The 24,681-nt window shown below is 66.9% G+C and carries 25 protein-coding genes; 14 read left to right on the top strand and 11 right to left on the bottom strand.

Going from position 1 to position 24,681, the window contains the following annotated elements; all coding sequences use genetic code 11:
- Window positions 1-80: 80 nt before the first annotated feature.
- From FHR21_RS11840 to FHR21_RS11815, 6 genes are read left to right on the top strand one after another with little or no spacing between them, the layout of a single operon-like run.
- Window positions 81-1,193 (top strand): NAD-dependent epimerase/dehydratase family protein, encoded by a 1,113-nt coding sequence (locus FHR21_RS11840; RefSeq protein ID WP_184098512.1) that lies wholly within the window; start codon window positions 81-83, stop codon window positions 1,191-1,193.
- A gap of 5 nt (window positions 1,194-1,198) precedes the next feature.
- A complete protein-coding gene (locus FHR21_RS11835) occupies window positions 1,199-1,609 on the top strand; it encodes a hypothetical protein (protein ID WP_184098510.1) in 411 nt (136 codons plus the stop codon).
- Window positions 1,599-2,069 (top strand): MaoC/PaaZ C-terminal domain-containing protein, encoded by a 471-nt coding sequence (locus FHR21_RS11830; RefSeq protein ID WP_184098508.1) that lies wholly within the window; start codon window positions 1,599-1,601, stop codon window positions 2,067-2,069. The genes FHR21_RS11835 and FHR21_RS11830 overlap by 11 nt, the downstream gene beginning before the upstream one ends.
- Window positions 2,066-2,539, top strand: coding sequence for a nuclear transport factor 2 family protein (locus FHR21_RS11825; protein WP_184098506.1), 474 nt, complete (start codon window positions 2,066-2,068; stop codon window positions 2,537-2,539). Before FHR21_RS11830 ends, FHR21_RS11825 begins: the two co-directional genes overlap by 4 nt.
- Window positions 2,540-2,544: 5 nt before the next feature.
- A complete protein-coding gene (locus FHR21_RS11820; protein WP_420825284.1) occupies window positions 2,545-3,378 on the top strand; it encodes an enoyl-CoA hydratase-related protein in 834 nt (277 codons plus the stop codon).
- Window positions 3,371-4,141, top strand: coding sequence for an enoyl-CoA hydratase-related protein (locus FHR21_RS11815; protein ID WP_184098502.1), 771 nt, complete (start codon window positions 3,371-3,373; stop codon window positions 4,139-4,141). Before FHR21_RS11820 ends, FHR21_RS11815 begins: the two co-directional genes overlap by 8 nt.
- Before the next feature lie 146 nt (window positions 4,142-4,287).
- On the opposite strand, the gene FHR21_RS11810 is transcribed toward FHR21_RS11815, so the two are convergent.
- Window positions 4,288-5,007 carry an HAD family hydrolase gene (locus FHR21_RS11810; protein ID WP_246427185.1) on the bottom strand — a complete coding sequence of 240 codons (720 nt, stop codon included), beginning with the start codon at window positions 5,005-5,007 and terminating at the stop codon, window positions 4,288-4,290.
- A 101-nt stretch (window positions 5,008-5,108) separates the two neighbouring features.
- On the opposite strand from FHR21_RS11810, the gene FHR21_RS11805 reads away from it, so the two are divergent.
- The 5 genes from FHR21_RS11805 (at window position 5,109) to FHR21_RS11785 (ending at window position 9,093) form a co-directional block, all read left to right on the top strand.
- Window positions 5,109-6,215: an ABC transporter permease gene (locus tag FHR21_RS11805; RefSeq protein ID WP_184098500.1), complete on the top strand. Its 1,107-nt coding sequence runs from the start codon at window positions 5,109-5,111 to the stop codon at window positions 6,213-6,215.
- A complete protein-coding gene (locus FHR21_RS11800) occupies window positions 6,215-7,081 on the top strand; it encodes an ABC transporter ATP-binding protein (protein WP_184098704.1) in 867 nt (288 codons plus the stop codon). Before FHR21_RS11805 ends, FHR21_RS11800 begins: the two co-directional genes overlap by 1 nt.
- Window positions 7,081-8,022: an MlaD family protein gene (locus FHR21_RS11795; RefSeq protein ID WP_184098498.1), complete on the top strand. Its 942-nt coding sequence runs from the start codon at window positions 7,081-7,083 to the stop codon at window positions 8,020-8,022. The genes FHR21_RS11800 and FHR21_RS11795 overlap by 1 nt, the downstream gene beginning before the upstream one ends.
- An 11-nt stretch (window positions 8,023-8,033) precedes the next feature.
- Entirely contained in the window at window positions 8,034-8,633 is a 600-nt protein-coding gene (locus FHR21_RS11790) for an ABC-type transport auxiliary lipoprotein family protein (RefSeq protein ID WP_184098496.1), read from the top strand.
- Window positions 8,634-8,772: 139 nt separating this feature from the next.
- A complete protein-coding gene (locus FHR21_RS11785) occupies window positions 8,773-9,093 on the top strand; it encodes an SMR family transporter (protein ID WP_184098494.1) in 321 nt (106 codons plus the stop codon).
- 336 nt (window positions 9,094-9,429) lie between these two features.
- Here the strand turns inward: FHR21_RS11785 and pepN are convergent, their stop codons facing one another.
- Complete coding sequence (pepN, locus tag FHR21_RS11780; protein ID WP_184098492.1) at window positions 9,430-12,024, bottom strand: aminopeptidase N; 2,595 nt, start codon at window positions 12,022-12,024, stop codon at window positions 9,430-9,432.
- A 170-nt stretch (window positions 12,025-12,194) separates the two neighbouring features.
- Here pepN and FHR21_RS11775 point away from each other — a divergent pair, with 170 nt between their 5' ends.
- A complete protein-coding gene (locus FHR21_RS11775; protein ID WP_184098491.1) occupies window positions 12,195-12,986 on the top strand; it encodes a Rossmann-fold NAD(P)-binding domain-containing protein in 792 nt (263 codons plus the stop codon).
- A 54-nt stretch (window positions 12,987-13,040) separates the two neighbouring features.
- On the opposite strand, the gene FHR21_RS11770 is transcribed toward FHR21_RS11775, so the two are convergent.
- The 6 genes from FHR21_RS11770 to FHR21_RS11745 all read right to left on the bottom strand — a co-directional run bounded on the left by FHR21_RS11770 (window position 13,041) and on the right by FHR21_RS11745 (window position 20,822).
- Entirely contained in the window at window positions 13,041-14,333 is a 1,293-nt protein-coding gene (locus FHR21_RS11770; RefSeq protein ID WP_221235143.1) for a DUF445 domain-containing protein, read from the bottom strand.
- A gap of 69 nt (window positions 14,334-14,402) precedes the next feature.
- On the bottom strand, window positions 14,403-17,819 hold the full coding sequence (locus FHR21_RS11765; protein ID WP_184098489.1) for an efflux RND transporter permease subunit: 3,417 nt from the start codon (window positions 17,817-17,819) through the stop codon (window positions 14,403-14,405).
- A 32-nt stretch (window positions 17,820-17,851) separates the two neighbouring features.
- Window positions 17,852-19,060: an efflux RND transporter periplasmic adaptor subunit gene (locus FHR21_RS11760; protein WP_420825283.1), complete on the bottom strand. Its 1,209-nt coding sequence runs from the start codon at window positions 19,058-19,060 to the stop codon at window positions 17,852-17,854.
- A gap of 291 nt (window positions 19,061-19,351) precedes the next feature.
- The gene (locus FHR21_RS11755) at window positions 19,352-19,624 is read right to left on the bottom strand and encodes a GlsB/YeaQ/YmgE family stress response membrane protein (RefSeq protein WP_221235142.1); all 273 of its coding nucleotides are present in this window, start codon (window positions 19,622-19,624) and stop codon (window positions 19,352-19,354) included.
- 115 nt (window positions 19,625-19,739) lie between these two features.
- The gene (locus FHR21_RS11750) at window positions 19,740-20,003 is read right to left on the bottom strand and encodes a GlsB/YeaQ/YmgE family stress response membrane protein (RefSeq protein ID WP_184098487.1); all 264 of its coding nucleotides are present in this window, start codon (window positions 20,001-20,003) and stop codon (window positions 19,740-19,742) included.
- A 282-nt stretch (window positions 20,004-20,285) separates the two neighbouring features.
- Window positions 20,286-20,822, bottom strand: a complete 537-nt coding sequence (locus FHR21_RS11745; RefSeq protein WP_246427184.1) for a peroxiredoxin — start codon at window positions 20,820-20,822, stop codon at window positions 20,286-20,288.
- A gap of 559 nt (window positions 20,823-21,381) precedes the next feature.
- Here FHR21_RS11745 and FHR21_RS11740 point away from each other — a divergent pair.
- A complete protein-coding gene (locus tag FHR21_RS11740) occupies window positions 21,382-21,684 on the top strand; it encodes a hypothetical protein (RefSeq protein ID WP_184098483.1) in 303 nt (100 codons plus the stop codon).
- Between the two features lie 156 nt (window positions 21,685-21,840).
- The gene (locus FHR21_RS11735) at window positions 21,841-22,032 is read left to right on the top strand and encodes a hypothetical protein (protein WP_184098481.1); all 192 of its coding nucleotides are present in this window, start codon (window positions 21,841-21,843) and stop codon (window positions 22,030-22,032) included.
- A 301-nt stretch (window positions 22,033-22,333) separates the two neighbouring features.
- Here the strand turns inward: FHR21_RS11735 and FHR21_RS11730 are convergent, their stop codons facing one another.
- The 3 genes from FHR21_RS11730 to FHR21_RS11720 all read right to left on the bottom strand — a co-directional run bounded on the left by FHR21_RS11730 (window position 22,334) and on the right by FHR21_RS11720 (window position 24,645).
- Window positions 22,334-22,576 (bottom strand): hypothetical protein, encoded by a 243-nt coding sequence (locus tag FHR21_RS11730; protein ID WP_184098479.1) that lies wholly within the window; start codon window positions 22,574-22,576, stop codon window positions 22,334-22,336.
- A 298-nt stretch (window positions 22,577-22,874) separates the two neighbouring features.
- Window positions 22,875-23,864 (bottom strand): quinolinate synthase NadA, encoded by a 990-nt coding sequence (gene nadA, locus FHR21_RS11725; RefSeq protein ID WP_184098477.1) that lies wholly within the window; start codon window positions 23,862-23,864, stop codon window positions 22,875-22,877.
- 70 nt (window positions 23,865-23,934) lie between these two features.
- The gene (locus FHR21_RS11720) at window positions 23,935-24,645 is read right to left on the bottom strand and encodes an adenylate cyclase (RefSeq protein WP_184098475.1); all 711 of its coding nucleotides are present in this window, start codon (window positions 24,643-24,645) and stop codon (window positions 23,935-23,937) included.
- Window positions 24,646-24,681: the final 36 nt, after the last annotated feature.

Raw genomic sequence — 24,681 nt, 5'->3', positions numbered from 1 at the left:
AGCGCAGGGCGCCTCCCTACCGTCCAAGCGATCCCATGGCGGGCCGGATGTCCCCCATCGCGTTTTGAAAAGGTTCGGCAATGGCAACGGCTCTGGTGGTTGGAGGAACGGCGGCGACGGGCGTATCGATCGTCGCGGGCCTTCGCGAACGCGGATACGACGTCACCATCTATCATCGCGGAACGCACGAGCTTCCCGAGCTGGACGATCTGGAACATATCCACGGCGACCCGCATCACCGCGCCACCATCGCCGCCGATCTCGGCACACGCCGGTGGGATGTCGTGGTCGCGACCTATGGCCGGATTCGCTATCTGGCCGAGGCGCTGGCGAACCGGACCGGCCACTTCGTGTCGGTCAGCGGCGCGCCGGTCATCGGCGCCTCCGTCGGCGTCCCCACGACCGAGGACACCCCCTATGAAGCGGCGGAGAACGCACCGGCGGGCCTGGGCGGCATCCTGCCGCGCATCGCGGAGACCGAACGCGCCGTCCTGAAGGCCGGAGAGCAAGGCGCGTTCCGGGCGTCGGTCGTCCGCTATCCCTATGTCTATGGGCCCCACGCGGTCGCGCCGCTCGAATGGCATGTCGTCCAGCGTGTCCTCGACAGGCGCAAGCGATGGATCGTGCAGGCGGGCGGGCTTGGCATCTCCTCCCGCTGCGCGTCCCCCAACGCCGCCGAATTCGTCCTGCGCGCGCTCGACAGGCCGGAGGCCGCGGACGGCCGGATTTTCAACGCCGCCGATTCGCGCCAGTTCACCACGCGCGAATGGGTATCGGCGATCGCCGCCAGCCTGGATTGGGAATTCGAGTTCGTCGACATCCCGGCCTCCATCGCTCCGCTCGGCTCGTCCGCGGTGCCGATGGCCGGGGAATATAGCTGGATTCGCAAGAGCGACGTCGAACAGGGGCTCATCCGCCACCAGTTGCTCAGCAATCTCTATGGCCGCGAGGTACTGGGCTACGCCGACAAGGTCGACCCTCTCGACTGGATGACGACGACCGTCCAGCACTGGCTGAAGAATCCGCCGACCGTGGACGGCGAGGACGGGCGGTTGGGGGCCGCCGACTTCGACTATGCGGCCGAGGACCGACTGCTGCAATTCTGGGACGCGACCTGCGCCGGAGCTCCCGATTTCTCGGGCCGAACCGTCCGCCAGCATCCCTATGCCCATCCGGCGGAAGCGACGCCCTGATGCGGATGCCCCACATCTTTGCGCCCGGCCGGTTCACGCTTCGGCCGCACCATGTCGCGCTCTGGACCGACGCGGTAGCGGGCGATGCAAATGAAGCCGCCCGGATCGGAGGCGTCCTGCCTTCGATCGCGCTGCTGCTGTGCTTCAACGGCGCGGGCGCGTCGATCGACGACATCATGGCGATCCTGGACACGAAGCCGGAGCGGGTTCTGTTCGGCGAGATCGAGCTGGAGATCGACAGGCCGCTCCGAGCCGGCCTCACCTATTCCATCGACACCGCGATCGTCGGCAGTGAGCACAAGCATGGCCGCAAGACGGGGCCGTTCGACAAGGTGACGCTCCGCTATGCGCTGTCCGAAGGCGACCGACGCGCGGCGACGGTCACGCAGACGTGGATCATCTCCCGTGACGCATGACCTCTCCTTCCCGGTCGCCGGAGAGGCCCTGGCACCGCTGACGGTCGCCCACATCGACCCCGCGACGCTCAAGCTTGTCGCCGCGCTGATGGACGATCCCAATCCGATTCATTTCGATACGGCCGCCGCCCGGGCCGCCGGGCTCGGGGACCGGCCGGTCGCGCAAGGCCCCCTGACCTTCGGCTATCTTCTCGTCATGGCGGCGCGCGCGGTCGGGGGCCACGACGGCCTCCGCCAGGCGCGAATCCGGTTTCTGGGCAATGTCTTCGCGGGAGACAGGCTGGAATGTACCGGCGTCATCCACGAGGTGACGCCCGATGCACAGCGCATGACGCTGCGCTGCCGCGCCGAAGCCGACGGCCGACCCGTCGCCGACATGGACGCCACCTTCCTGCTGGACGGCGCCGACGCTCCGTCCGGCCAAGCTTCACCGACCTCAAGAAACGGGATGGATCTATGACCGATATTGCCACGCTCAGCGACCTCGAACGCTTGGTGGAGGAACGCGCAATCGAACGGGTGTTGTCCGATTACGCCTATTATCTCGACATGAACATGCCCGACCGGATGGCCGAGCTGTTCGTTGAGGATTGCGAAGTCGATTATGCGCCGAATTTCGGCGCAAAGGGGATGGAGGCCTATAAGAAGACGCTGGAAGGGATCGGCACCTTCTTCACGGCGACGAGCCATCATAATTCGGGCACTGTAATCGATTTCGTCTCCTCGACCGAGGCGCGCACCCGCACGATCGTGCTGGCTGTCCACCGTTATGCCAAGGACCGGCCCGACGGCATCCTCCACGGGCAATATCACGACACGCTGGTCAAGGTGGACGGCGCCTGGAAGTTCAAGACGCGCGAACTGCGCACCGCCTTGACGACCGATTATCACGTCCGCGCGGGCAATCCGATCGGCCGCAACGACGGATGAGCGGCGTGAACGCGCCTTTGCGAATCGAGGCGGGCGAGGTGATCGACTGGATCGTGTTCGACCGGCCCGAGGCGGCGAACGCGCTGTCGACGCCACTGCTCGACGCGCTGTCCGAAGCGCTGGTGCGGCTGCGGGACAGCGGCGCGCCCGTGATCGGGATTCGCGGCGCGGGCAAGGGCTTCAGCGCGGGCGTCGATCTGTCCGAATATAACGCCGCCGCGACTCCAACCGCGGATGCCGCGCGGCTGCGCCGCAACGTCGAGCGCTGGCTGGACATCTGGCGCCATCCCAAGCCGGTGATCGTCGCCGTCCACGGCTTTTGCATGGGCATCGCTGCCCAGTTGCCCAGCTTCGCGGACATCACGCTGGTTGCGGAGGACGCGCGGATTGGCGAGCCGGGTATCCCGCTGGGCGGCGGCTTCATCGCCCCGACCTGGGTGTCTCAGGTCGGGGCGAAACGCGCGAAGGAACTGGCGCTGATTCCCGGCAACCACGTTACGGGCGCCGAGGCCGCCGCCTGGGGCTGGGCCAACGCCGCCGTCCCCGCCGACCGGCTGGTTGCGTGCGCCGAGGCGCTGGCCGAACGCATGGCGCTGATCCCGGCGCCGGTCCTCGCCATGAAGAAGCTCTCGATCAACCGGGCGATGGAGGCGCAGGGCTTTCTCGCTTCGGTGAACGCCATCGCGGAAAGCGACGCCATCCTCCATCTGGAGCCGTCGGTCCTGGCGCTGCGGCAGGACATCGCGTCGCTTGGCCTCAAGGCGGTTCTGGCCCGTTTCGCGGGGCCCCGTTCGCAGCAGATACTCACACAATCCGGTAGGAAGACTATTGATGGCTGACGTCGAATTCCAGGTCGTGGGCAAGGTCGCCCACGTTCGCCTGAACCGCGAAAGCGGAATGAACGCGATCACGGGTGAGATGGACGAGCTGCTGCACGCGGCATGGCAGAGGATCAACGCGGAGGCGGACATCTGGTGCGCGATCCTGTCCGCGACCGGCGAAAAGGCGTTCTGCATCGGCGCCGACGTTTCGGAAGGCCCCGAGCGCAAGACGCGCATGGCGCTTGCCGGGGGGCTGACGGGCATCGGCGGGCCGCTGGTGACGCTGAAAAAGCCGCTGATCGCCGCGGTACAGGGCTTTTGCGTGGGCGGTGGCTTTGAGCTGGCGATGTGCGCCGACGTCATCGTCGCCGCAGAGAATGCCCAGTTCGGTCTCCCCGAAACCCGGCACGGCATCATCGGTGAATGCGGCGTCGTCCACCGCGCGGTGCGGCAGTTGCCGCAGCGCGTCGCGATGGCCATGATCCTCACCGGCGAACGCATCGACGCCGGAACCGCGCTGCGGCACGGACTGGTGAATGAGGTGGTGCCGACCGGCAACCTCGAAACCGCCGCCGCCGCCTGGGCCGAAAAGATCAACAAATGCGCCCCGCTCGCCAACCAGGCGGCCAAGGCGGCGGCGCTCGGTCGCGCGGGCCATCCGCTGGAAACGGCGCTGGCGACCCGTTTCGAGGAAATCGAGCGCTACGCCGCAAGCGAGGATGTCATGGAACGGGACCAGGCTGCAAAGGAAGGCCGCCGTCCCGTCTGGGCGGGCAGGTAATTCGATGAGATGATATCGCGAAAGCGGAAATCCAGCGTGGGGTCAGCCTACGCGCGCTCTGGATCCCCGCTTGCGCGGGAATGACAAAGGTGGGGAGTGCCCCCCTTTCCATCCCAAAACGGACCTTTGCATTCCGGGCTGGCAGCCTATTTCCGCCCTCGCCAGTCGACCACCTGCCACCCCATGCGCGGCGCGAGGCGGCGCAGCTTCCGCGACGGCGTCGTCGCGACCGCCTCATCGGCGAAGCGCAGCATCGGGTGGTCGGAGACATGGTCCGAATAGGCGCGGATATGCGCATCCTCGCGGGTGATCGCATTGTCGGCGAGCCAGCCGGTGATCCGCGCGAACTTCGCCTCGCCATAGCAATTGTCGCCGCTCAGCCGCGCGTGGATATGGTCGCCGCCATCCGGCTCGTCGAGCCGCGTCGCGAGCACGTCGTCCATGCCCAGCCGCCGCGCGATCGCGTCGACATAGAGGTGGAAGGAGGCGGTCGCTAGCAGCAGCCGGTACCCCGCCGCCCGGTCGGCCGCGATCTGGTCGAGCGCCGCGGGGTGCAGACCGCGCGCGACCACCCGGTCGGCATAGCTTTCGGCGAGCGGCGCGATCTCGGCGCGGCGGAAGCGCTTTCCGACCAGCAGCCGCAAATTGATCGCCTTCAGCCACGCGCGGTCGATCAGCCGCAGCGCATAGGCGAGCCCCGCCAGCCCGACGAGCGGCAGCAGGAGGAGCCGCCACGGCTGGCGGCGCCGCGCGACATGGATCAGAAAGCCGCTGTAGGTGCCCGCGCGGGTGATCGTGCGGTCCATGTCGTACAGGGCGACGCGGTGAGCGACAGGGCGGGTCGTCGGGGTGGTGGGCGCATCCATGCGTCGCGCCTTACTCCCGGCGTGCCCGCCGGCCAAGCCCGGCCCCTATGCCATGGATTAGCTTGCCGTCCTTCGGCAAATCATCCAATGTCGCCCGCACAATGGCGGCCAGCGCGGATTTCGAAACGGACGAAGGAGCCGACGGCGTCGATGTGCGCTTCACCGGGCGCCTGACGCTCGCGCGCCTCGGCGACCTGCCGGCGCGGCTCGACGCGCTCGGCCCCATCAGGGCGCTCGACCTGTCGGACATCGAGCGGATCGACACCGTCGGTGCCTGGATCGTCACCCGCACCGCCCACGCGCATGACGCCGAGGTCATCGGCGCGAGCGAAGATGCGCAACGGCTGCTGAAAGCGCTCGCCGACGACAAGAGCGACTATCGCGTTCACCGCGACCGCCGGCCGATGTGGACGCGGATGCTCGAGGAACTGGGCACCGCCAGCGTCGGCGTGTGGACCGAGTTCATCGGCATCGTCGGCTTTTTCGGCGCGATGATCGTCGCCTTCGTCACCCAGATTCGCGCGCGTCGCCGCATTCGCTGGCACGCGATCGTCACCCGATTCCAGAGCGTCGGGGTCGACGCGCTGCCGATCATCGGGCTGATGGCCTTTCTGATCGGCATCGTCATCGCGCAGCAGGGCGCGGTGCAGCTCCGCCAGTTCGGGCTGGAGGTGTTCACGATCAACCTCGTCGGCCGCGCCTCGGTTCGCGAGCTGGGCCTGCTGATGACCGCGATCATGGTCGCGGGCCGCTCGGGATCGGCCTTCGCGGCACAGATCGGCACGATGAAGCTGACCGAAGAGGTCGATGCGATGCGCACGATCGGCGTGTCGCCGATGGAGGCGATCGTGCTGCCCCGCGTCGCCGCCTCGACGATCATCATGCCGCTGCTCGGCTTCTATGCCAGCATCTGCGCGATCGTCGGCGGCGGGGTCTTTTCGTGGATCGGGCTCGACATTCCGCCGATCACCTATATCCAGCGGCTGCGCGAGATCATCCCGATGACCGATTTCTGGGCGATGCTGATCAAGGCGCCGGTGTTCGGCATCCTGGTCGGCGTCACCGGCTGCTATTCGGGGATGCAGGTGCGCCAGAATGCCGAAGAGGTCGGGCGCCGCACCACCTCCGCCGTCGTCGCCGCCATCTTCCTCGTCATCGTGCTCGACGCCTTCTTCGCCGTCTTCTTCTCGTCGATCGGGTGGAACTGATGGTGGACGAAGAGGAACAGGAGGAAATCCGGCAGGAGATCGCGTCCGCCGACGCGGTGCGCCCCGAGAAATTCGACGTCGCGATCCACGTGCGCGGGCTGGTCAACCAGTTCGGCGACGCGGTGATCCACGATCATCTCGACCTCGACGTGCGCTCGGGCGAGATATTGGGCGTGGTCGGCGGTTCGGGCACCGGCAAGTCGGTGCTGATGCGCTCGATCGTCGGGCTGCAGACGCCGACCGCGGGCGAGATCGAGGTCTATGGCCGCACCCTCGACACCATCACCGATGCCGAGGAATCGCGCGACCTGCGCCGCCGCTGGGGCGTGATGTTCCAGGGCGGGGCGCTGTTCTCGACGCTCAGCGTCGCGGAGAATATCCAGGTGCCGCTGCGCGAATATTATCCGCGGCTCGACCAGACCCTGCTCGATGAAATCGCCGCCTACAAGGTCGCGATGGTCGGCCTGCCGCCCGACGCCGGCCCCAAATATCCGGCCGAGTTGTCGGGCGGCATGGTCAAGCGCGCCGGCCTTGCCCGCGCGCTCGCGCTCGACCCCGCGCTCCTGTTCCTCGACGAGCCGACCGCCGGGCTCGACCCGATCGGCGCCGCCAAGTTCGACGAGCTGATCCGCGAGCTCGCCGACACGATGGGGCTCACCGTCTTCCTCATCACCCACGATCTCGACTCGCTCTATGCGACCTGCGACCGGGTCGCGGTGCTGGCGGAGAAAAAGGTCATCGCGGTCGGCACCATCCCGGAACTGCTTGCCACCGAGCATCCGTGGATACAGGATTATTTCAACGGGCCGCGCGGCCGCGCCGCGACGACGTCGCACGGCCGCGCCGCGCACGACAGGAAAAGCTGATGGAAACTCGCTCGAACAATGTGCTGGTGGGCGCCTTCGTGCTCTTCTTCACTCTCGCGATCGCGATCTTCGTCGTCTGGATGGCGAACGACAGCGGCGGCGCGAAGCGCGAGTATGACATCTTCTTCAAACAGTCGGTCGACGGGCTGAGCAAGGGATCGCAGGTGCAATTTTCCGGCGTCCCGGTCGGCCAGGTGCGCCAGATCGAGCTGTGGCGCGACGACCCGCAATTCGTCCGCGTGCGCATCGAAGTCGACGAAAGCGTACCGATCCTTCAGGGCACCACCGCCGCGCTGGAAGGCGTCGGCTTCACCGGCGTGTCGCAGATCGCGCTCGACGGCGCGGTCAAGGGCGCGCCGCCGATCACCGACAAGGGGCCGGCCGGCAAGCCGGTGATCCCGAACCGCGTCGGCGGCCTCGGCGAGATACTGAACACCGCGCCGCAATTGCTGCAACGCCTGTCGACGCTGACCGAGCGGCTCGCCGAACTGGCGGACGACGAGAATCAGGCGAGCATCCGCGGCATCCTGAAGAATGTCGAGCAATCGACCGCGATCCTCGCGCGTAACGGCCCCGCGCTCGAAAAGGCGCTCGCCGACACGCGCATCGCGATCCAGCAGACGGGCAACGCCGCCGAACAGATCGGCAATCTCGCCGCCGCCACCCAGGGGACGATCGACCGCAACGTCGACCCGGCGATGCGAAATTTGCGCGACACGCTCGCCTCCGCCAATGAATCGATGAAGACGCTGGAGGGCGCGATCGCCGACGCCCGCCCGGGCCTCCAGACCTTCAGCGACAAGACCATTCCCGAAGCCAATGCGCTGATCCGCGACCTGCGCCGCACCTCCGCCTCGCTGTCGAGCCTGACCGACAAGCTCGACCAGCAGGGCGCCGGCGCGGTCCTCGGCGGCAGCAAGCTCCCCGATTACAAGCCATGAGGTATCCGACCATGTCCCGCAGCCTCCGCACCCCGATGCTCGCCGCCCTCGGCGCGGCGACGCTGTCCGCCTGCGTCAGCTTCGGCAGCGAGCCCCCGCCCTTCCTGCTGACCCTGACCGCCGACGCCGCGCCCGCCGCCGGCCAGGCGCGCACCACGGGCGAGGCGGAGGCGCTGACCATCCTGATCCCGACCGCGCCGCAGAAGCTGCGCACCCAGCGCATCCCGGTGCAGCAGGACGACGCCAGCATCGCCTATGTCAAGGATGCGCAATGGGTCGAGGCGCCGCAGCGCCTGTTCCAGCGCCTGCTGTCCGAAACCGTCGCCGCCCGCACCAATCGCGTCATCCTCGACGAAGGCCAATATCTGACCGCGCCGGGCGAGCAGCTCGCCGGCCAGCTCCTCGACTTCGGCGTCGACGAGGCGACGAACGAGGCGGTGGTCGTCTATCAGGCGATGCTGGTGGGTGCCGGCGGCAAGAGCGTCACCCAGCGCCGCTTCGAGGCGCGCGAGCCGATCGGCGGCAAGATTGAGGCCAAGCGCGTCGGCGAGGCGCTGACCACCGCGGCGAACAAGGTCGCGGGCGATGTCGCGGGGTGGCTCGCGGGCTGACCGCGCCTGTGCTTGCCATTTCGCTCTGCCGCCTCTAGGGGGCTCGCGCGCGACCTGAAGGTCGCCCCGTGCAGCGCCTCTTTCCGGGTTTCCGGCCCTGCACCTTTCCGACGAGCCCGCCGACCGAAAGGACTCGCTCGTGGGATGGATCATCCTCGCCATCGCCGTCTTCACCGAAATCTGCTGGGCGCTCAGCCTCAAATGGGCCGCGATGCAGGGGACGTGGCAGGCCTCTGCGGTGCCGGTGACGCTGAGCTTCGTCAACATGGCGCTGCTCGCCTTCGCGATGCGCGAGATTTCGGCCGGCACCGCCTATGCGATCTGGACCGGGCTGGGCGCGGTCGGGGTCATCATCGGCGGGATCATCCTGTTCGACGAGAAAGTCAGCGCGGTGCAGATCGGCTTCATGGCGCTGATCGTGATCGGCGTGGTGGGGACCAAGCTGTTCGCGGCGAGTTGAACGGCGCGACCACGATTTCCAGCGGTGGCGGAGTCTGGATACGGGCTCTCTCCCCTTCAGGGGAGAGATACGCAGGCTTGCGAGCTTGCGCGCTAAAGCGACGTGCATTAAATCTGGATCACCCTTTTTTCCGTTCGTGCTGAGCTTGTCGAAGCACCGTCCTTTTTCTTGCTACGCTTGAAAGAAAGAACAGCCCTTCGACAAGCTCAGGGCGAACGGGGATGAGTGATGCAGATTTACGGCACGCCGCTCTAGCCGGAGTTGAGAGGGGCCAGCGTGCGTGCTTCCCCCTCTCCCAACCCTCTCCCCTGAAGGGGAGAGGGCTTTTTACGGACCCTACCCCATCAGGCTCTTCGACGCCTGCTCGGTCACGTCGCGCGACAGGCCGGGCTGCGCCAATATCCGTTCGAGCTCGGCCTTCATCAGCGCCTGCCGCGCCTCGTCGAAGCGCTTCCAGCGGCCGAGCGGCGGGATCATCCGCGCGGCGGTCTGCGGGTTGCGGGGATCGAGCGCGATGACGAGGTCCGCAAGCAGGCGATATCCCGCGCCGTCGGCCTGATGAAACGCCGCCTGATTGCCCGCGAAGGCACCGTAGAGCGCCCGTACGCGGTTGGGGTTGGCAAGGGTGAAATCGGCGTGCCGCGCCAGTTCGGCGACCGCCGCCACCGTATCGGCGCGCTGCGACCAGGCCTGCACCTGGAACCATTTGTCGAGCACCAACGGATTGTCGCGATAGCGCTGATAGAAGATGTCGAGCGCATGGGCGCGCTCGTCGCTGTCGCCGTGCGCGAGCGTCGCGAGCGCCGCCTGCCGCTCGGTCATCCCGTCGGCATTCGAGAAAATGGCGAAGGCGAGGCCGGGCACATCGCCCTTCCCGCTCGCCGCGAGATAGGCGAGCGCGACGCCGCGCAGACGGCGGCGCCCCTTGGCAGCGGGGGTGAGGTCGGTCGCGGGCGGCGCGGCCTGCGCCAGAATGGCCCGCCATTCGCGCTCCAGCGCCGCGCCGATCGCCGCCTGCAAGGCCAGCCGCTCGCGGCGGATCGCGTCGGGGTCGACGGTCACCATCTGGTCGCCGATGAAGGCTTCGCTGGGAAGCAGCACCGCCTCGGCGACGAAGGCCGGGTCGTCGGCCGCGCCGGTCAGCGTCTGCGCCACCGCGCCGATCACCGCCTCGCGGCCCTTCGCCTCGCCCGATACCGCCGCAACCAAGGTGTCGAGCATCAACTGCTGGAGCGCCTCATAGCGCGCGAAGGGATCGTCGTCATGTGCCGCAAGCCAGGCCAGTTCGCCCGGCGCGCGCTCATAATCGACGATGACCGGGGCCGAGAAGCCGCGGTTGACCGACAGCGCCGGCCGCGCCGTGAAGCGGCCGAGCGGGATGCGCTGCACCACGTCGGTCAGCGTCGCCAGCGTATCGGGCAGCGCCGCCCCGCTGCCGTCCATCGCGAAGGCGGCGAGGCGCAGCGGCATCATCATCGGCGCCTTGTCGTCCTGCCCCGGCGTCGGCGGCACCGTCTGCGTCACGTCGAGAAACCAGTCCTCGCCTTCCTGCGCGAGCGCGAGGTGCAGCTTCGGCGTCCCCGCCTGCTCGTACCAGCGGCGGAACTGCGACAGGTCGATGTCCCCGCCCTCCTCCATCGCGCGCACGAAATCCTCGCAAGTCGCCGCCTCGCCGTCGTGGCGCGCGAAATAAAGGTCGGTGCCCTTGCGGAACCGCTCGGGCCCAAGCAGCGTCGCCATCATCCGGATGACCTCGGCGCCCTTGTTATAGACGGTCGCGGTGTAGAAGTTCGAAATCTCCTGATAGCTATCGGGCCGGATCGGGTGCGCGAGCGGCCCCGCATCCTCGGGGAATTGCGCCGCGCGCAGCACGCGAACATCCTCGATCCGCTTGACCGGCGCCGATCCCATGGCGGCCGAGAAGCTCTGGTCGCGATAGACGGTGAAGCCCTCTTTCAGGCTGAGCTGGAACCAGTCGCGGCAGGTGACGCGGTTGCCCGACCAGTTGTGGAAATATTCGTGCGCGACGACGCCCTCGACCCCGTCGTAATCGGCATCGGTCGCGGTGTCGGGGTCGGCGAGGATATAGCGGGTGTTGAAGATGTTCAGACCCTTGTTCTCCATCGCCCCCATATTGAAATCGCTGACCGCGACAATGTTGAAGCGGTCGAGGTCATATTCGCGGCCATAGACCTCCTCATCCCATTTCATGCTGTGCTTCAGCGCCGTCATCGCATGATGGGTGCGGTCGAGGTCGCCCGCGCGCACCCAGATGCCGAGTTCGACCGCGCGGCCCGACATCGTCGTGAAGCGGTCGCGGTTGACGACGAGGTCGCCCGCGACGAGCGCGAAGAGATAGGAGGGCTTGGGCCACGGGTCCTCCCACAGCGCCCAATGCGTGCCGCCTTCCCCTTCGCCGGATTCGATGATATTGCCGTTCGACAGCAGGATCGGAAAGGCCGCCTTGTCCCCCGCCATCCGCACCCGGTAGCGGCTCAGCACGTCGGGCCGGTCGGGGTGGAAGGCGATGCGGCGGAAGCCCTCGGCCTCGCACTGGGTGCACAGCATGCCGTTCGAGGCATAGAGGCCCATGAGCTGCGTGTTGGCCGACGGGTCGATGACGGCATCGACCTCGACCGTCGCCGCCTGTCGGTCGCCAAGGTCGACGATCAGGTCGCTGCCCTCCAGCCGCCAGTCGTTCCAGACCGCGCCGTCGACGCGCACCGCGGACGGGGTCAGCCCGTCGCCGCGCAGCAGCAGCGGCGCGGGCGCCGCGGCGGCGCGCACGACCGACAGCGCCGCCGTCACTCGCGTCGCCTCGATCCCCAGCTCGAAATCGAGCGCGATGTCGGGAATCTGCCATTCGGGCGGGCGATAGTCGCCGCGGTGGATGGTGACGGGGAGAGCGGGTGTGGAGGATGCGTCGGTCATGCCGAATGTCGGGTCCTAACTATCATCCGTTCGCCCTCAGCTTGTCGAAGGGCCGTTCTTCTCTGCCCGCGAAGGCGAAGGACGGTGCTTCGACAGGCCCAGCACGAACGGAAAAAGACTGCTGGTCATTGTCCTAGGCTTGGGCGGTCCGCTGCGCAATAAGACCGCCCATGAGCAATATGCTGATTTTCGGAATGGGCTATGCCGCGAGCCGGCTCGCAGAACGCCTGCTCGCGCGCGGCTGGGATGTCGGCGGGACCACGCGCGATGGCCGCACGGGAACAATTCCTTTTGAAAACAAAGGCTTGGTTCTTGAAAGACTGCGCTCTGCGACCCACATCCTCTCGTCGGTCCCGCCGGACGGCACCTTCGATCCGGTGCTGGCAAGCTATGGCGACGCGATCGCCGTCGCCCCGGCGACCTGGGTCGGCTACCTCTCCTCTGCCGGCGTCTATGGCGATACCGGCGGTGCGTGGGTCGACGAAGGCGCGCCGGTCAAAGGCCGCCGCGCCGACCGCAACGCCGCCGACGCAGCCTGGTGCACGTTGCGCGGCACTTTCTACAACTTCCGCCTCCCCGGCATCTACGGCCCCGGCCGCTCGATGCTCGACCGCATCCGCGCGGGAACGGCGCACCGCATCGACCTGCCAGGACAGGTGTTCAGCCGCATCCATGTCGACGATATCGCGGACGGCGTGATCGCCTCCTTCGCGGGGCCGCCGGGCACCTACAACCTCGCCGACGACGAACCCGTGCATCGCAACCGCCTCATCGAATGGGGCTGCGCGCTGCTCGGCGCCCCGCTGCCGCCGCTGCAATCGCTGGACGACGCCGGCCTGTCGCCCGCCGCGCGCGCCTTCTATTCCGAAAACCGCCGCGTCGCGAACGGCAAGGCGAAGCGGCTGCTGGGCTGGACGCCGCGCTATCCATCCTATCGCGAGGGATTGGTCACCTGCGTCTGATCCGTCGTCCCTGCAAGATTGCCAGCGATCCTGTCTTCGCAGGGGCGACGAACCCTATAGCAACACATCGACCCCATGGATCAGCACCCCGACCAGCCCGCCGACCAGCGTCCCGTTGATGCGGATATATTGCAGATCGTCGCCGACCGCATTTTCCAGCCGGTCGGTGATGGTCTTCGCATCCCAGCCGCGGATCGTGTCCGACACCAGCCGCAGCGCCGTCTCGCCATAGCTGTCGACCGCGCCGACGGCCGCGCGGCGCGCATAGCGGTTGAGTGTGTGCTTGATGCCCGCGTCCTCGCCCAGCATGGCGCCGAACTGCGTCACCAGCTCGCCGATCCGCCCCGCGAGCATCGTTTCGGGATCGCGCGCCGCCTTGAGCAGCGCCGCGCGGCCCTGTTCCCACAATCCGTCGAGCCAGCGCTTGACCGCCGGATTATCGAGCAGTTCGTCCCGCACCCGCGCGACCTTCGCCTGCACCTCCGGGTCCTGCTGCAGGTCAAGCGCCAGCTTCGCCAGCCCCTCCTCGACGCGCAGGCGGATCGGATGATCGGGTTCGGCCGCCATGTCGGTGAGCAGCTTCGCCAGCCCCTTGACGATGCGGTTCGCAATGCTCTCGTCGAGCCCGGTGAAGCGCACGATCGCGTTCGAATTGTCGTGGACCATCTGGTGAATCAGATGCTCGTTGAGGTCGAGCGTCTTCGACCCCCATTTGACCATCGCGTCGAGCAGCGGCTGATGCCGCCCTTCGGCCAGCGCCGCCTGCAACGCCTGGCCGAGCAGGGGCGCGACGTCGAGTTCGCGCAGCCGGTCGGCGATCGCCGACTTGACCATGCCGCCCAGCCGCTGCTGGTCGAGCGCGCCCAGCGCGTCGGCGATGATCCGCGACGCGCCGAGCCGCAGCCGCCCGCCGCCCTCGGCCGGCTGCGACAGGAATTTGCCGACCGCGCCCGCGATGTCGACCTCGCGCATCTTGCGCGCGATCAACCGTGGGATCAGGAAATTGGTCAGCAGAAAGCGCGCAAGCGTGTCGGCGATGCGGTTCTTGTTGCGCGGCACGATGGCCGTGTGCGGAATCGGCAGTCCCATCGGGTGGCGGAACAGCGCGGTGACCGCGAACCAGTCGGCCAGCCCGCCGACCATCGCCGCCTCGGCAAAGGCGCGGACGAAACCGATCGTCGGATGCACGTCCTGGAAATATTTGGCGGTCACGAAGATCGCCGCCATCACGATCAGCAAGCCGGTCGCGACAAGGCGGATGTTGAACCCGCCGGTCGGGACGGCGACACCCACCCGCGGAGGGTGGGCGCTGGGTCGCCCGGTCGGCGAGGAAGTGCGGTCGGTCATGACCCTTCCAATGACGCCGCGCGCCAAAGGTTGCAACCGGCGCGGCCGACCGGCCGCGCCGTCCTTGCCTCACTCCGCCGGATGCGGCGCCGGAGTCGCGTGCGGCTTCGTATCGTCGCCGGGCTTGTAGGTCAGCAGGTTGCGCGACAGGAAGCGGCCCAGCCGCTTCTCGATGCTGTCGGCCAGGCTGAAGCCCGCAGGGACGATCAGCAGCGTCAGCAGCGTCGACAGGATCAGGCCGCCGATCACGACGACGCCCATCGGCGCGCGCCACGCGCCGTCGCCCGACAGCGACAGCGCCGTCGGCACCATGCCCGCGACCATCGCGACGGTGGTCATCACGATCGGCTGCGCGCGCTTGCGCCCGGCGTCGATCAGCGCGTCGACCTTGGCGATGCCGTGATCCATTTCCTCGATCGCGAAGTCGACGAGCAGGATCGAATTCTTCGCGACGATGCCCAGCAGCATCAGCAGGCCGATATAGACGGGCATGGAGATTTCCATTCCCGCGATCAGCAGCCCAAGCAGCCCGCCGAGCGGCGCGAGGAGCAGCGAGGACATGTTGACGAGCGGCGACAGGAAGCGGCGATAGAGCAGCACCAGCGTCGCGAACACCAGCATCAGGCCGGAGACGACCGCGATCGCGAAATTCTGGATCATCTCGGCCTGCCATTTGGCATCGCCCTGGATGACCTTGCGGACGCCCTGCGGCATAGTCTTGACCGCGGGCAGCGCGTCGATCTTCGCCTGCGCGTCGCCGGTGACGAGGCCGGGCGCCAGGTCGGCGCCGATCACGATGCGCCGCGTCTGGTTATAGCGGCGCAGTTCGGTCGGCCCGGCGCCGAAGCCGATCTGGGCGACCGATTTCAGCGGCACCGTGGTTCCGGTCGAGGTCGGGACGGGCAGATTCTCCAGCGTCGCGAGGCTGCGGCGCGAATCTTCGGACAGCAGCACCCGGATCGGGATCTGGCGGTCGGACAGCGAGAATTTCGCCGCATTCTGGTCGATATCGCCCAGCGTCGCGATGCGGATCGTCTGACTGAGCGCCGCCGTCGTCACGCCGAGGTCGGCGGCGAGGTCGAGCCGCGGGGTGATGATGATCTCGGGCCGCGGAATATCGCCCTCGATCCGCGGCGCGCGGATTTCCTTCAGCCCCTTCATCTGCTCGACGATCTTGAGCGCATGCTGCTCGAGCGCGGCCGGATCGTCGCCGCCGATCACGAAGGTGATGTCGCGGCCGGAAAAACCGCCCGACTGGCTCTGGAACGACACGCGCGCGTCGGGGATGGCGGCGAGCTTGGGCTGCAGGCTGCGCTCCCATTCGACGCTCGAAACATCGCGATGCTTCTTGAGCGTCAGGAAGGCGTTTCCGCCGCCGACATTGATGTCGTAAAAGGCGGTGTCGACGACCGGGCTCTTGTCGAGGATCGCGCCGATCTGCCGCGCGATCGTCTCGCTCTGCTCCAGCGTCGAGCCCGGCGGCAGTTCATATTTGACCTGGCTGTAGTCGCTGTTGGTGGTCGGCTGGAACTGCTGCGGGATGACGAACAGCAGCCCGATGCTGGAGAAGAATGCGAGCACGCCGATGCCGACGATCCACACGCGATGGTCGGACAGGCGCGCCCAGGCACGCTGAACCATGAAGCGCGCCCAGGCGGTGAAGTCGAAGCGCTGCGCGCCGAGCGTCCACGCGAGGGCGCCGACGAGGATAGCCGCCAGCGCTGCCACCAGAAAGGAGACGATCGCCGAAATCGGCGTCATCAGCAGGAAGTGCAGCGCCGGATTGGGCGCGCTCTGCCCTGCCGGCACCGGCTGAAAATATTGAACGATGGACAGGATCACCGATACCGCCGCGACCGCGAACGGGAACCACAGGAATCCCGGCCGCGTCGGCACCGGTTCGTAGCCCGCGCGCTTCGCCTTGTGCTTGCTGTTGTCGAGCGTCCAGCGCAGCAGGCGCTCGTACCGGTCGACCCACGGCCCCTCGGCATGGCTCTGTTCGCCCTGCGCCGCGAGGAAATAGGCGGCGATCATCGGGGTGATCATGCGCGCGACGGCCAAGCTGGTCAGCACCGCGAAGACGATGGTCAGGCCGAACTGGATGAAGAACTGTCCCGACACGCCGGGCATCAGCGCGACGGGCAGGAACACCGCGACGATCGACATCGTCGTCGCGACGACCGCGAGGCCGATCTCGTCCGCCGCGTCGATCGCCGCCTGATAGGCGGTCTTGCCCATACGCATATGTCTGACGATATTCTCGATCTCGACGATCGCGTCGTCGACCAGCACGCCCGCGACCAGGCTCAGGGCGAGCAGCGACAGGCCGTTCAGCGAAAAGCCCATCATCTCCATGAACCAGAAGGTCGGGATCGCCGACAGCGGGATCGCCATCGCGCTGATCAGCGTCGCGCGCCAGTCGCGCAGGAACAGGAAGACGACGACGACCGCGAGCACCGCGCCCTCGACCATCGCGGCCATCGAGCTGCGATACTGCTCCTTGATATATTCGGTGCGGGTGAAGAGGATCTTGAAATCGACCTTGGGGTTGTTCTTCTGGATTTCCGCCAGCTTTTTCATCGCTTCGTCGTGGACGGTGACGTCGGACGCGCCCTTCGCCCGTTCGATCGAGAAGCTGAGCACCTGGCGCCCGCCGATCTTGGCGAGGTTGCGCTGTTCGGCATAGCCGTCGCTGACCTTGGCGACGTCGGACAGACGGATCGTGCGCCCGCCACCGATCGCGATGCGGGTCTGGCCCAGTTCATAGGCGCTGGCGGCGTTGCCGAGCACGCGCACCGCCTGTTCGGCCCCGGCGATCTCGGTCCGCCCGCCCGCGGCGTTGAGGTTCACCTGCCGCAGTTCCTGGTTCACCTGGCTCGCGGTCAGGCCATAGCTCTGCATCCGCGCCGGATCGAGGATGACGCGAATCTCGCGGTCGACGCCGCCCGAGCGGCTGACCTTGGCCATGCCGGGGATCGCCAGCAATTCCTTCGCGACGGTGTTGTCGACGAACCAGCTCAACTGCTCCAGCGTCATGTCGGCCGCTTCGACCGAGAAATAGGTGATCGGGCCGGCGGAGATGTCGACGCGCACGACCTGCGGTTCGAGGATGCCGTCGGGCAGCTCGCTACGAATCTGCGAAACCGCCTGGTTGACGTCGTTATAGGCACGGTCGATCGGCGTCCCGATCGCGAACTGGACGAAGGTGCTGCTGTTGCCTTCTCCGACGTAGGACGACATTTCGTCGACCCCGCTCACGCCGCGGATCGCCGCCTCGACGCGCTGGGTGACCTGCGTTTCGAGTTCGGTCGGCGCCGCGCCGGGCTGCACCACGACCACCTGCACCGCCGGAAATTCGACGTCGGGATTGTCGTTCACGTCCATCCGGTTGAAGCTGACGAGACCGGCCAGCAGCAGCAGGATGAACAGGACGATCGGCGGCACCGGATTGCGGATGCACCAGGCGGAGATGTTGCGGAAACTCATGGGTCAGGCGCCTTCGTGCGGGTGCGGGCCGGTTATTGCGACGATTTCTGCAGGACCGGCTTCACCTTGTCGCCGGGGTTGAGGAAGGCGCCGGCGAGCACGACGACCCGCTCGTTCCCGGTCAGGCCGGAGGCGATTGATACGCCGTCGTCGGTGACGGTCCCGACCTTCACCGGACGCCGCTCGATCTGATCGCTCTTGTTCACGACCAGGACGAAATTGCCCTCGGGTCCGCTCTGCACCGCGCTTTCGGGGAGCAGCGGCGCCTGGCCGGTGCCCGCGACGAGCCGTGCATCGGCGAAGCCGCCGGGACGCAGCGTCTCGCTATAGGGCAGCGCGATGCGGACCGTGCCCTGACGCGTCTCGGGATTGATGACCGGCGATTTCTGCCACACCTGACCCGCGATCTGCAGGCTGGTGCCGACCGGCGTCACGGTCGCGCGCGTGCCGACCGATACATGCTGCAGGTCCGCTTCGCCGAGTTGCGCAAGCATTTCCATCTCGCCGCCCTTCGCCATGCGGAACAGCACGCCGCTGCCCGCACCGACGACCTGGCCGGGTTCGACCTGCCGTGTGAGGACGAGGCCCGCGGCCGGCGCGACGATGTTGAGCCGCCCGTTGCGCGCCACCGCTTCCTTATATTGCGCCTGCGCGACGCGTACCCGCGCCTGCGCCGCATCGCGGGTCGCGCGCTTGCGGTCCATGTCGGCCTTCGAGATGAAGCCGCGCGACACCAGTGCCTCGGCGCGTTCGAGTTCGGACTGGGCGAGATCGGCATCGGCCTGTGCGACGCGGATCGAGGCGGCAAGGCTTGCCGCCTGCTGCGTCTGGACGGTGCGATCGATGACCGCGAGCGCCTGACCGGCGCGGACCCACTGGCCCGGCTCGACCAGGACGCTGACCACCTGCCCGCCCTCGCCGACGACGCCGACCGGCATCTCGCGGCGCGCGGCGATCGAGCCATTGGCCGCAATGGCCGTCTGCACCGACTGCAGCCCGGGGACCATGACCGTGATCGTCGGCACGTTGGCGGCGCCGGTACCAGCGGCGCCATCCGCGCCCGCCGCACCGTCGCCCTTGCTCATCGAGAAAGCGAACCAGGCGGCCGCGAGCACAAGCGCCGCGAGCACCGCGCCGACGATCAGACGCCGACGCTTGCGGCGGTTGTCCGCCTCTTCATAAAAATCGTGGGTCGCGCCCGCCAAGCTGTCCATCGAATCCACTTTCCGCTCGTAGTTCACGCCGCATTCCTCATCCGCCGCGCACGGCAGCCCGAGCGGAGATCGCCCCAGGCGATCCGCCCCCCATCCGCACGATAGAACATCGCGCCCGACGAAGGTGTATTATCCAATTAGATCACCGCTGGCAAGCGGAAACATTGCCGATTTCCTTGCTGCGGCGCGGTCGCCCCATGGGGAATCGGCGGCAAGGACGCCAGCCTTCGCAAGAAAGCAAAACGGGGCGGACGGTGGTGCCGCCCGCCCCGTTTCGGGACCGGTTCGCAGCGGCGCGAACCGGCTATGCCCGCCGCGTCAGCGAACGCGTCCGCGCCGGACGAGGTTGACGATCGCGAGCAGGATGATCGCGCCGATGAAGGCCGTCACGAGCGTCCGCCAGTCGAAGGCGTCGCCGCGCAGATGGCCGCCGCCGATCAGACCGCCGAGCAACAGCCGGCCGAGGATCGAGCCGATGCAACCGACGATGATGTTCAGGAAGATGCCCTGTTGGGCATCGGTGCGCATCACGATGCTGGCAAGCCAGCCAATGATGCCGCCCATGACGAGTGCGATAATGAAATCAATCATGTCTTGACCCCCTTCGATCATAGCGTCGCCTGATGGACAGGCTGTTCATTGGTAACGCAAATCCTTGCAATCGCCTAGCGAAATGGCAGCGCCCCTGCAGCGGGGCGCCGCGACATCAGCGCACGCTGCCGCGTCGGAACAGGTTGATGATGGCAAGCAGCACCACCGCCCCGATAAAGGCCCAGAGCAGGCCGATCGGGCTGAACGAACTGAGCGTCGCGCCCATGCCGAACATCCCGCCCAGGATGTTGCCCAGGAAGGCGCCGACGATGCCGACCACGACGTTCAGGATGATGCCCTGCTGCGCATCGGTGCGCATGACGATGCTCGCCAGCCAGCCGATGATGCCGCCGACAATAAGCGTGATGATGATGTTCATGAATATTGCTCCCTACATGGGCCAATCCGACGGCCGCGCGGGAGGCGTTTTGCTGCACATCCTGCCGCGTCCGGACATCGGTTCGCCGATAGGTCCACAATGCGAGAAAGGCGCAAAAGGTTCCCGGCCGTGCCGCATTCGGCCCGGCCGGGAGAGTGGGATCAGTTCCGATCGGGGAACTGCTCCGGGTCGCAGGCACGGACATAGGCGCCGCGCCCGCTGCGCGGTGTGACAAAGATCACAAAGCGAAAAATTTTTGGGGCGACCGCCGGGGGAACCGGGTCAGCCGTGCTTTGCCTTCCAGGCGCGAACCGCCGCCATCGTCTTTTCGATATGGGCCTGGGGCTTGCGGTCGGTATAGCTCAGCAAGATGGTGCCGTCGGGTGCGATGACGAACGACGTCCGGTCGGAGAGCGGCGTCTTGTTGGGGCCTTCCATCAGCGTATCATATTGCGCCGCAACCTTCGCGCCCGGATCGGCGGCGACGGCGAATTTGTCGCGGCATTCCGAACGCGAAAATTCCGCGACGCGATCGATATTGCCGGCGGTCACGCCGATGACGCGCGCGCCCAACTGGTTGAAACGGCCGTTCGCTTCGGCGAAAAGATGGGCTTCGATCGTGCAGCCCGCCGTGAAGGCGGCGGGAAAGAAATAGAGCACGACCGGCCCGTTCCGCAGCGTCTGCTTCAGGGACAGGCTGAACGACTTGCCGCCCTGCGCGGCGTTCAGCGTGAAATCGGGCGCCTTCGCGCCCTGTTTGAGGGCCGCGATGCCCTGGACCGGCATGACGGCCAGCGACAGGCCAACGGCAAATGCCATTGCGATCTTCCGGATTTTCATCTGCGGTCCTCCAAGCAGCGGGGTTCGGATTTCATGCCATTCGTCCTGAAACCCGGTCCCATTATGCCCGCAAAGGGCACACAGAGACAAGCGGCTCTGCGCCCCCTCCCGCTACTCAGCGCCGACCGACGGCAAAGTCGCACAAAGGCGCAAGCGGGAAACGACGAAGCGAAAGGCCCCGGCGTCACGCCTTCGGGCGCGCATCCAGGCGCCACGCCGGGTCGGAATCGGCCCGGGCGGCCGCTTTTTCGGGATTCCCTCCTGAATCTCTATCTTAGGACTTGAAAATAAAATTCGCGGTCCCATCTGCGGGGTGCCATGATTGTCTATACCCATTTCTGGAACTGCGGACGCCTACTGATCGGCGTCTAGCCGGACGCGCGCCTGCCAGGCTGCGTCCGGTGCAAGGCATCCAGGCGGCGCGCCACGGCCCCTTCGATAACCGCGGTCGCCCTATCCCCCGATGCAAGGCTGATCTTTTTCCATCCGGGCGGACCTGTGTCCGTGCGGTGCCTGTTGCTGGGCAAAGGAGTATGAAATGGCAACCCGAACCTATTTCCATATCCGCGGCGCGTCGCAAAGGACGCAGGAAGCGGAACGTCTGCTCGCCCGCTATCCCCGGCTCGATGAGGCAGACCTGGCGCGCCTTGTCGAAACATTCCCCGCCGTGCCGCTGATCGACAAGGCGGTGATGTCGGCCGACGCGCATTTGTCGGACAAGCTGGCAGCCTTCTGCCACGATCACGGCAGCCGGTTGAATACGCCGGTCGCGGCGCTGTCGCTGTCCTTGCTGCTTCCGCTTGTCGGAGCGCTCGCCGCGCTCTGGTGGTTTCTCGGCTGATTGCCGCGACTCCAGCGTTCCTGTCGTCGCGTCAGGCGATCCAGCGGCCTCGCCCGCCTGTTCACTCGCCGTCAGCCCCTGACTCCATGAACCCTTCCCCCATGAAAGAAAGTGAATATGTCTAGTTCCGTTGCATACGTCCGTAATGACCCTGTCGTGGGCGCCCACCCGTTCGCCGAAGCGGTCGCCACCGATGCCGGCCCGGCAACGACGCCGACGCTGGTCGCTATGCTGTCGCAGGCACCGGGCTTTTCGATGAGCGGCGAGGATATTTCCTCGCTCCTGATCCTCGTCCCCATCGGCCTGCTGGCGCTGATCACCTTCGGGGCGATGCTCACGCCGCTCTGATCCGCATCCCCCGCGCCTTCATCAGCCGCCGGGGCGGGCCGGCCGAACAGCGAGCGCCTCCCGATACACGGGCCCTCGGCTTCGCCAAGCACGCATCGGACAAGCTTCCACCCGCGCGGTTCCCGTGCGCGGCGGCGAAGGGGCCTGCGGCTCGTTCGCCTTCGCAACGATGACGGCGGCGGTCGGGCGCCGGGGACCCCGGCGCGCGTGGGCGCCCGATCTCGGCGCCCATGCGAAATGGGGGCCGGCATCGCTGCCAACCCCCACTATCCGGCTCAATCCCCGTGCGTCGCGATCCGCTTCATCCCGGCCCGCTTTTCTTGCGATCGGCGGTCCGCCAAACGAGACGGCGCGGCAGGCACCGGAACAATCCGGCGACGGTTTGGTCGGCCCCCTTGCGGGGGCCGGCCGCACCTGGAAAGCCCTTCATCATCTTGTCCGAGCTTCTGTCGAAACAGCCGCTCTTTAAAGCGATGGACTGCATTTCCTGTCCGATCGGGTCCACTTCAACTCGTGGGAATTGCGGCGTTCCGTGATCGGTCATCGGTCAATGTCCTCGTCGATCCGGTCCGTTCTCTTCCGGTCGGTCTTGCAACCGTCCTTCGTGTCCCGGCGGTCCGACGTCTCTGTCGTCCGATGATTGAAAGCTGACACGAAGCAGCCGCACCGCCAACAAAAAACGCCCTGCAAGCCACCGCGCTTGTGGATAAGTCGGGCATTAGCAACTTGGCTTTGCTGCGCAGCATTTTTGTATCAGCGCCGCAACATTTTCGGATTCGAATCGCGCCGCATCTCACCGGCCAAAGGCGGCGACTCGCCTGCCCTGGAACTGCGACTCGGGCTCACGCCCGTCCCAGATCGCCCTTGCCCACCGTCCCCGACGCCATCTCCAGCATCCGGTCGAGGCTCTTCTTCGCGCCGAGGCGCAACTCCTCGTCCATTTCGATGCGGGGTTGGAGGTCGCGGAGCGCGAGGTAGAGCTTTTCCATCGTGTTGAGCGCCATATAGGGGCAGATGTTGCAGTTGCAGTTGCCGTCGGCACCCGGCGCGCCGATGAAGGTCTTTTCGGGCAGCGCCTTTTCCATCTGGTGGATGATGTGCGGCTCGGTCGCGACGATCAGCGTGTCGCCGGGAAAGGTCTTGGCGAACTGCAATATGCCGCTGGTCGATCCGACATAATCGGCATGATCGACGATATAGGGCGGGCATTCGGGATGCGCCGCGACCGGCGCGTCGGGGTGCTGCGCCTTCAGCTTCAACAGCTCGGTTTCGCTGAACGCCTCGTGGACGATGCACACGCCCGGCCACAACAGCATGTCGCGCCCGAACTTGCGGTTCATATAGCCGCCGAGATGCCGGTCGGGGCCGAAGATGATCTTCTGGTCCGCGGGCAATTGGCCGATGATCGTCTCGGCGCTCGACGAGGTGACGATGATGTCGCTGAGCGCCTTCACCGCGGCCGAGCAGTTGATGTAGGTCAGCGCGATATGATCGGGATGCTGCGCCCGGAAGCGCGCGAACTGTTCGGGCGGGCAACTGTCCTCGAGGCTGCACCCCGCGTCCATGTCGGGCAGCACGACGATCTTTTCGGGCGACAATATCTTCGCCGTCTCGGCCATGAACTTGACGCCGCAGAAGGCGATGACCTCGGCATCGGTGTCTGCCGCCTTGCGCGACAGTTCGAGCGAGTCGCCGACGAAATCGGCGAGATCCTGAATCTCGGGCTTCTGGTAATAATGCGCGAGGATCACGGCGTTGCGGTCCTTGCGCAGCCGGTCGATCTCGGCGCGCAGGTCGAGACCCGAAAGATTTTCGCGGATGGGAGCAGTCATGGCTTGTCCTTGTCGTGGCGTTGGCCACGGGCCTCCTACACCGCGTCCCGCAGCAGGGCAATTCGGCGTATCAGCCGCCGGCGAGCCGCGCCGCGAGCGCAATGACGGGAGGCGTCATGGCAAGCAGCGATATGGCGACGCGTTCCGCGATGACAACCGCCGCCACCGCCCATGTCGCCGGATGGACCGCGCCACGCGTCCGCCGGTCGTGGGCCGCGACGATGGCGACCGCCGCGAGTTGACACAGCGTCACCGCCGGTTCGGCCCAGACCCCCATCAGCGGGATCGGTAGCAGCCGGCCGAGCGCGGGTTCGAGGACCACGATCGTCGCGCCGATCATCAGCCGCCGATGCCAGTCGGTCGCCCGCCGCCGCCGGATCGCCCAGGCAGCCATCGCCCCGAAGACCAGCGATTCGACCGCGGTCAGCGCCAGGAAAAAGGGCGGCGTGAAGAAAGGCGGCTGGCGATGCAGCACGAGCGCCATGGCGCCGATGAAGACGCCGAGACAGGCGATGACCAGCGCGAGCGCAGCGCCGACCCAGCCAAGCCGCCGATGGAGGACGAGGTTGCGGCGCGACACCAGCGTCGGCTGGACGATCAGCAGCGCGAGCCAGCCGAGCATCGCGGCGCCGTGCAGATGCACCCAGAACGGTGCGCGCAGCGGGTCGACGAAACCGCGCGCCGTGAATTGCGCGAAACCGAAGACAATGAAAACGGCAAGGCCGATCGCCATCCGCTGCCAGAACCGTTCGGCGTCCGCCGCGCCCGCAATTGTCGCCATGATCCGCATCTCCCGATGCGACCCGGCGCCTGTCTA

It is taken from the genome of Sphingopyxis panaciterrulae (assembly GCF_014199295.1).
GTDB lineage: Bacteria > Pseudomonadota > Alphaproteobacteria > Sphingomonadales > Sphingomonadaceae > Sphingopyxis > Sphingopyxis panaciterrulae.
The sequence above is the reverse complement of the archived record's forward strand: the minus strand, read 5'-3'. Positions and strand labels throughout refer to the sequence as shown.

Excerpts from the sequence above, each read along its gene's own strand:
- FHR21_RS11840 (WP_184098512.1), top strand. The coding sequence starts at position 81 with ATGGCAACGGCTCTGGTGGTTGGAGGAACGGCGGCGACGGGCGTATCG.
- FHR21_RS11835 (WP_184098510.1), top strand. The coding sequence starts at position 1,199 with ATGCCCCACATCTTTGCGCCCGGCCGGTTCACGCTTCGGCCGCACCAT.
- FHR21_RS11825 (WP_184098506.1), top strand. The coding sequence starts at position 2,066 with ATGACCGATATTGCCACGCTCAGCGACCTCGAACGCTTGGTGGAGGAA.
- FHR21_RS11815 (WP_184098502.1), top strand. The coding sequence starts at position 3,371 with ATGGCTGACGTCGAATTCCAGGTCGTGGGCAAGGTCGCCCACGTTCGC.
- FHR21_RS11810 (WP_246427185.1), bottom strand. The coding sequence starts at position 5,007 with ATGGATGCGCCCACCACCCCGACGACCCGCCCTGTCGCTCACCGCGTC.
- FHR21_RS11805 (WP_184098500.1), top strand. The coding sequence starts at position 5,109 with ATGGCGGCCAGCGCGGATTTCGAAACGGACGAAGGAGCCGACGGCGTC.
- FHR21_RS11800 (WP_184098704.1), top strand. The coding sequence starts at position 6,215 with ATGGTGGACGAAGAGGAACAGGAGGAAATCCGGCAGGAGATCGCGTCC.
- FHR21_RS11795 (WP_184098498.1), top strand. The coding sequence starts at position 7,081 with ATGGAAACTCGCTCGAACAATGTGCTGGTGGGCGCCTTCGTGCTCTTC.
- FHR21_RS11790 (WP_184098496.1), top strand. The coding sequence starts at position 8,034 with ATGTCCCGCAGCCTCCGCACCCCGATGCTCGCCGCCCTCGGCGCGGCG.
- pepN (WP_184098492.1), bottom strand. The coding sequence starts at position 12,024 with ATGACCGACGCATCCTCCACACCCGCTCTCCCCGTCACCATCCACCGC.
- FHR21_RS11775 (WP_184098491.1), top strand. The coding sequence starts at position 12,195 with ATGAGCAATATGCTGATTTTCGGAATGGGCTATGCCGCGAGCCGGCTC.
- FHR21_RS11770 (WP_221235143.1), bottom strand. The coding sequence starts at position 14,333 with ATGACCGACCGCACTTCCTCGCCGACCGGGCGACCCAGCGCCCACCCT.
- FHR21_RS11765 (WP_184098489.1), bottom strand. The coding sequence starts at position 17,819 with ATGAGTTTCCGCAACATCTCCGCCTGGTGCATCCGCAATCCGGTGCCG.
- FHR21_RS11755 (WP_221235142.1), bottom strand. The coding sequence starts at position 19,624 with ATGATTGATTTCATTATCGCACTCGTCATGGGCGGCATCATTGGCTGG.
- FHR21_RS11750 (WP_184098487.1), bottom strand. The coding sequence starts at position 20,003 with ATGAACATCATCATCACGCTTATTGTCGGCGGCATCATCGGCTGGCTG.
- FHR21_RS11745 (WP_246427184.1), bottom strand. The coding sequence starts at position 20,822 with ATGGCATTTGCCGTTGGCCTGTCGCTGGCCGTCATGCCGGTCCAGGGC.
- FHR21_RS11740 (WP_184098483.1), top strand. The coding sequence starts at position 21,382 with ATGGCAACCCGAACCTATTTCCATATCCGCGGCGCGTCGCAAAGGACG.
- FHR21_RS11730 (WP_184098479.1), bottom strand. The coding sequence starts at position 22,576 with ATGACCGATCACGGAACGCCGCAATTCCCACGAGTTGAAGTGGACCCG.
- nadA (WP_184098477.1), bottom strand. The coding sequence starts at position 23,864 with ATGACTGCTCCCATCCGCGAAAATCTTTCGGGTCTCGACCTGCGCGCC.
- FHR21_RS11720 (WP_184098475.1), bottom strand. The coding sequence starts at position 24,645 with ATGGCGACAATTGCGGGCGCGGCGGACGCCGAACGGTTCTGGCAGCGG.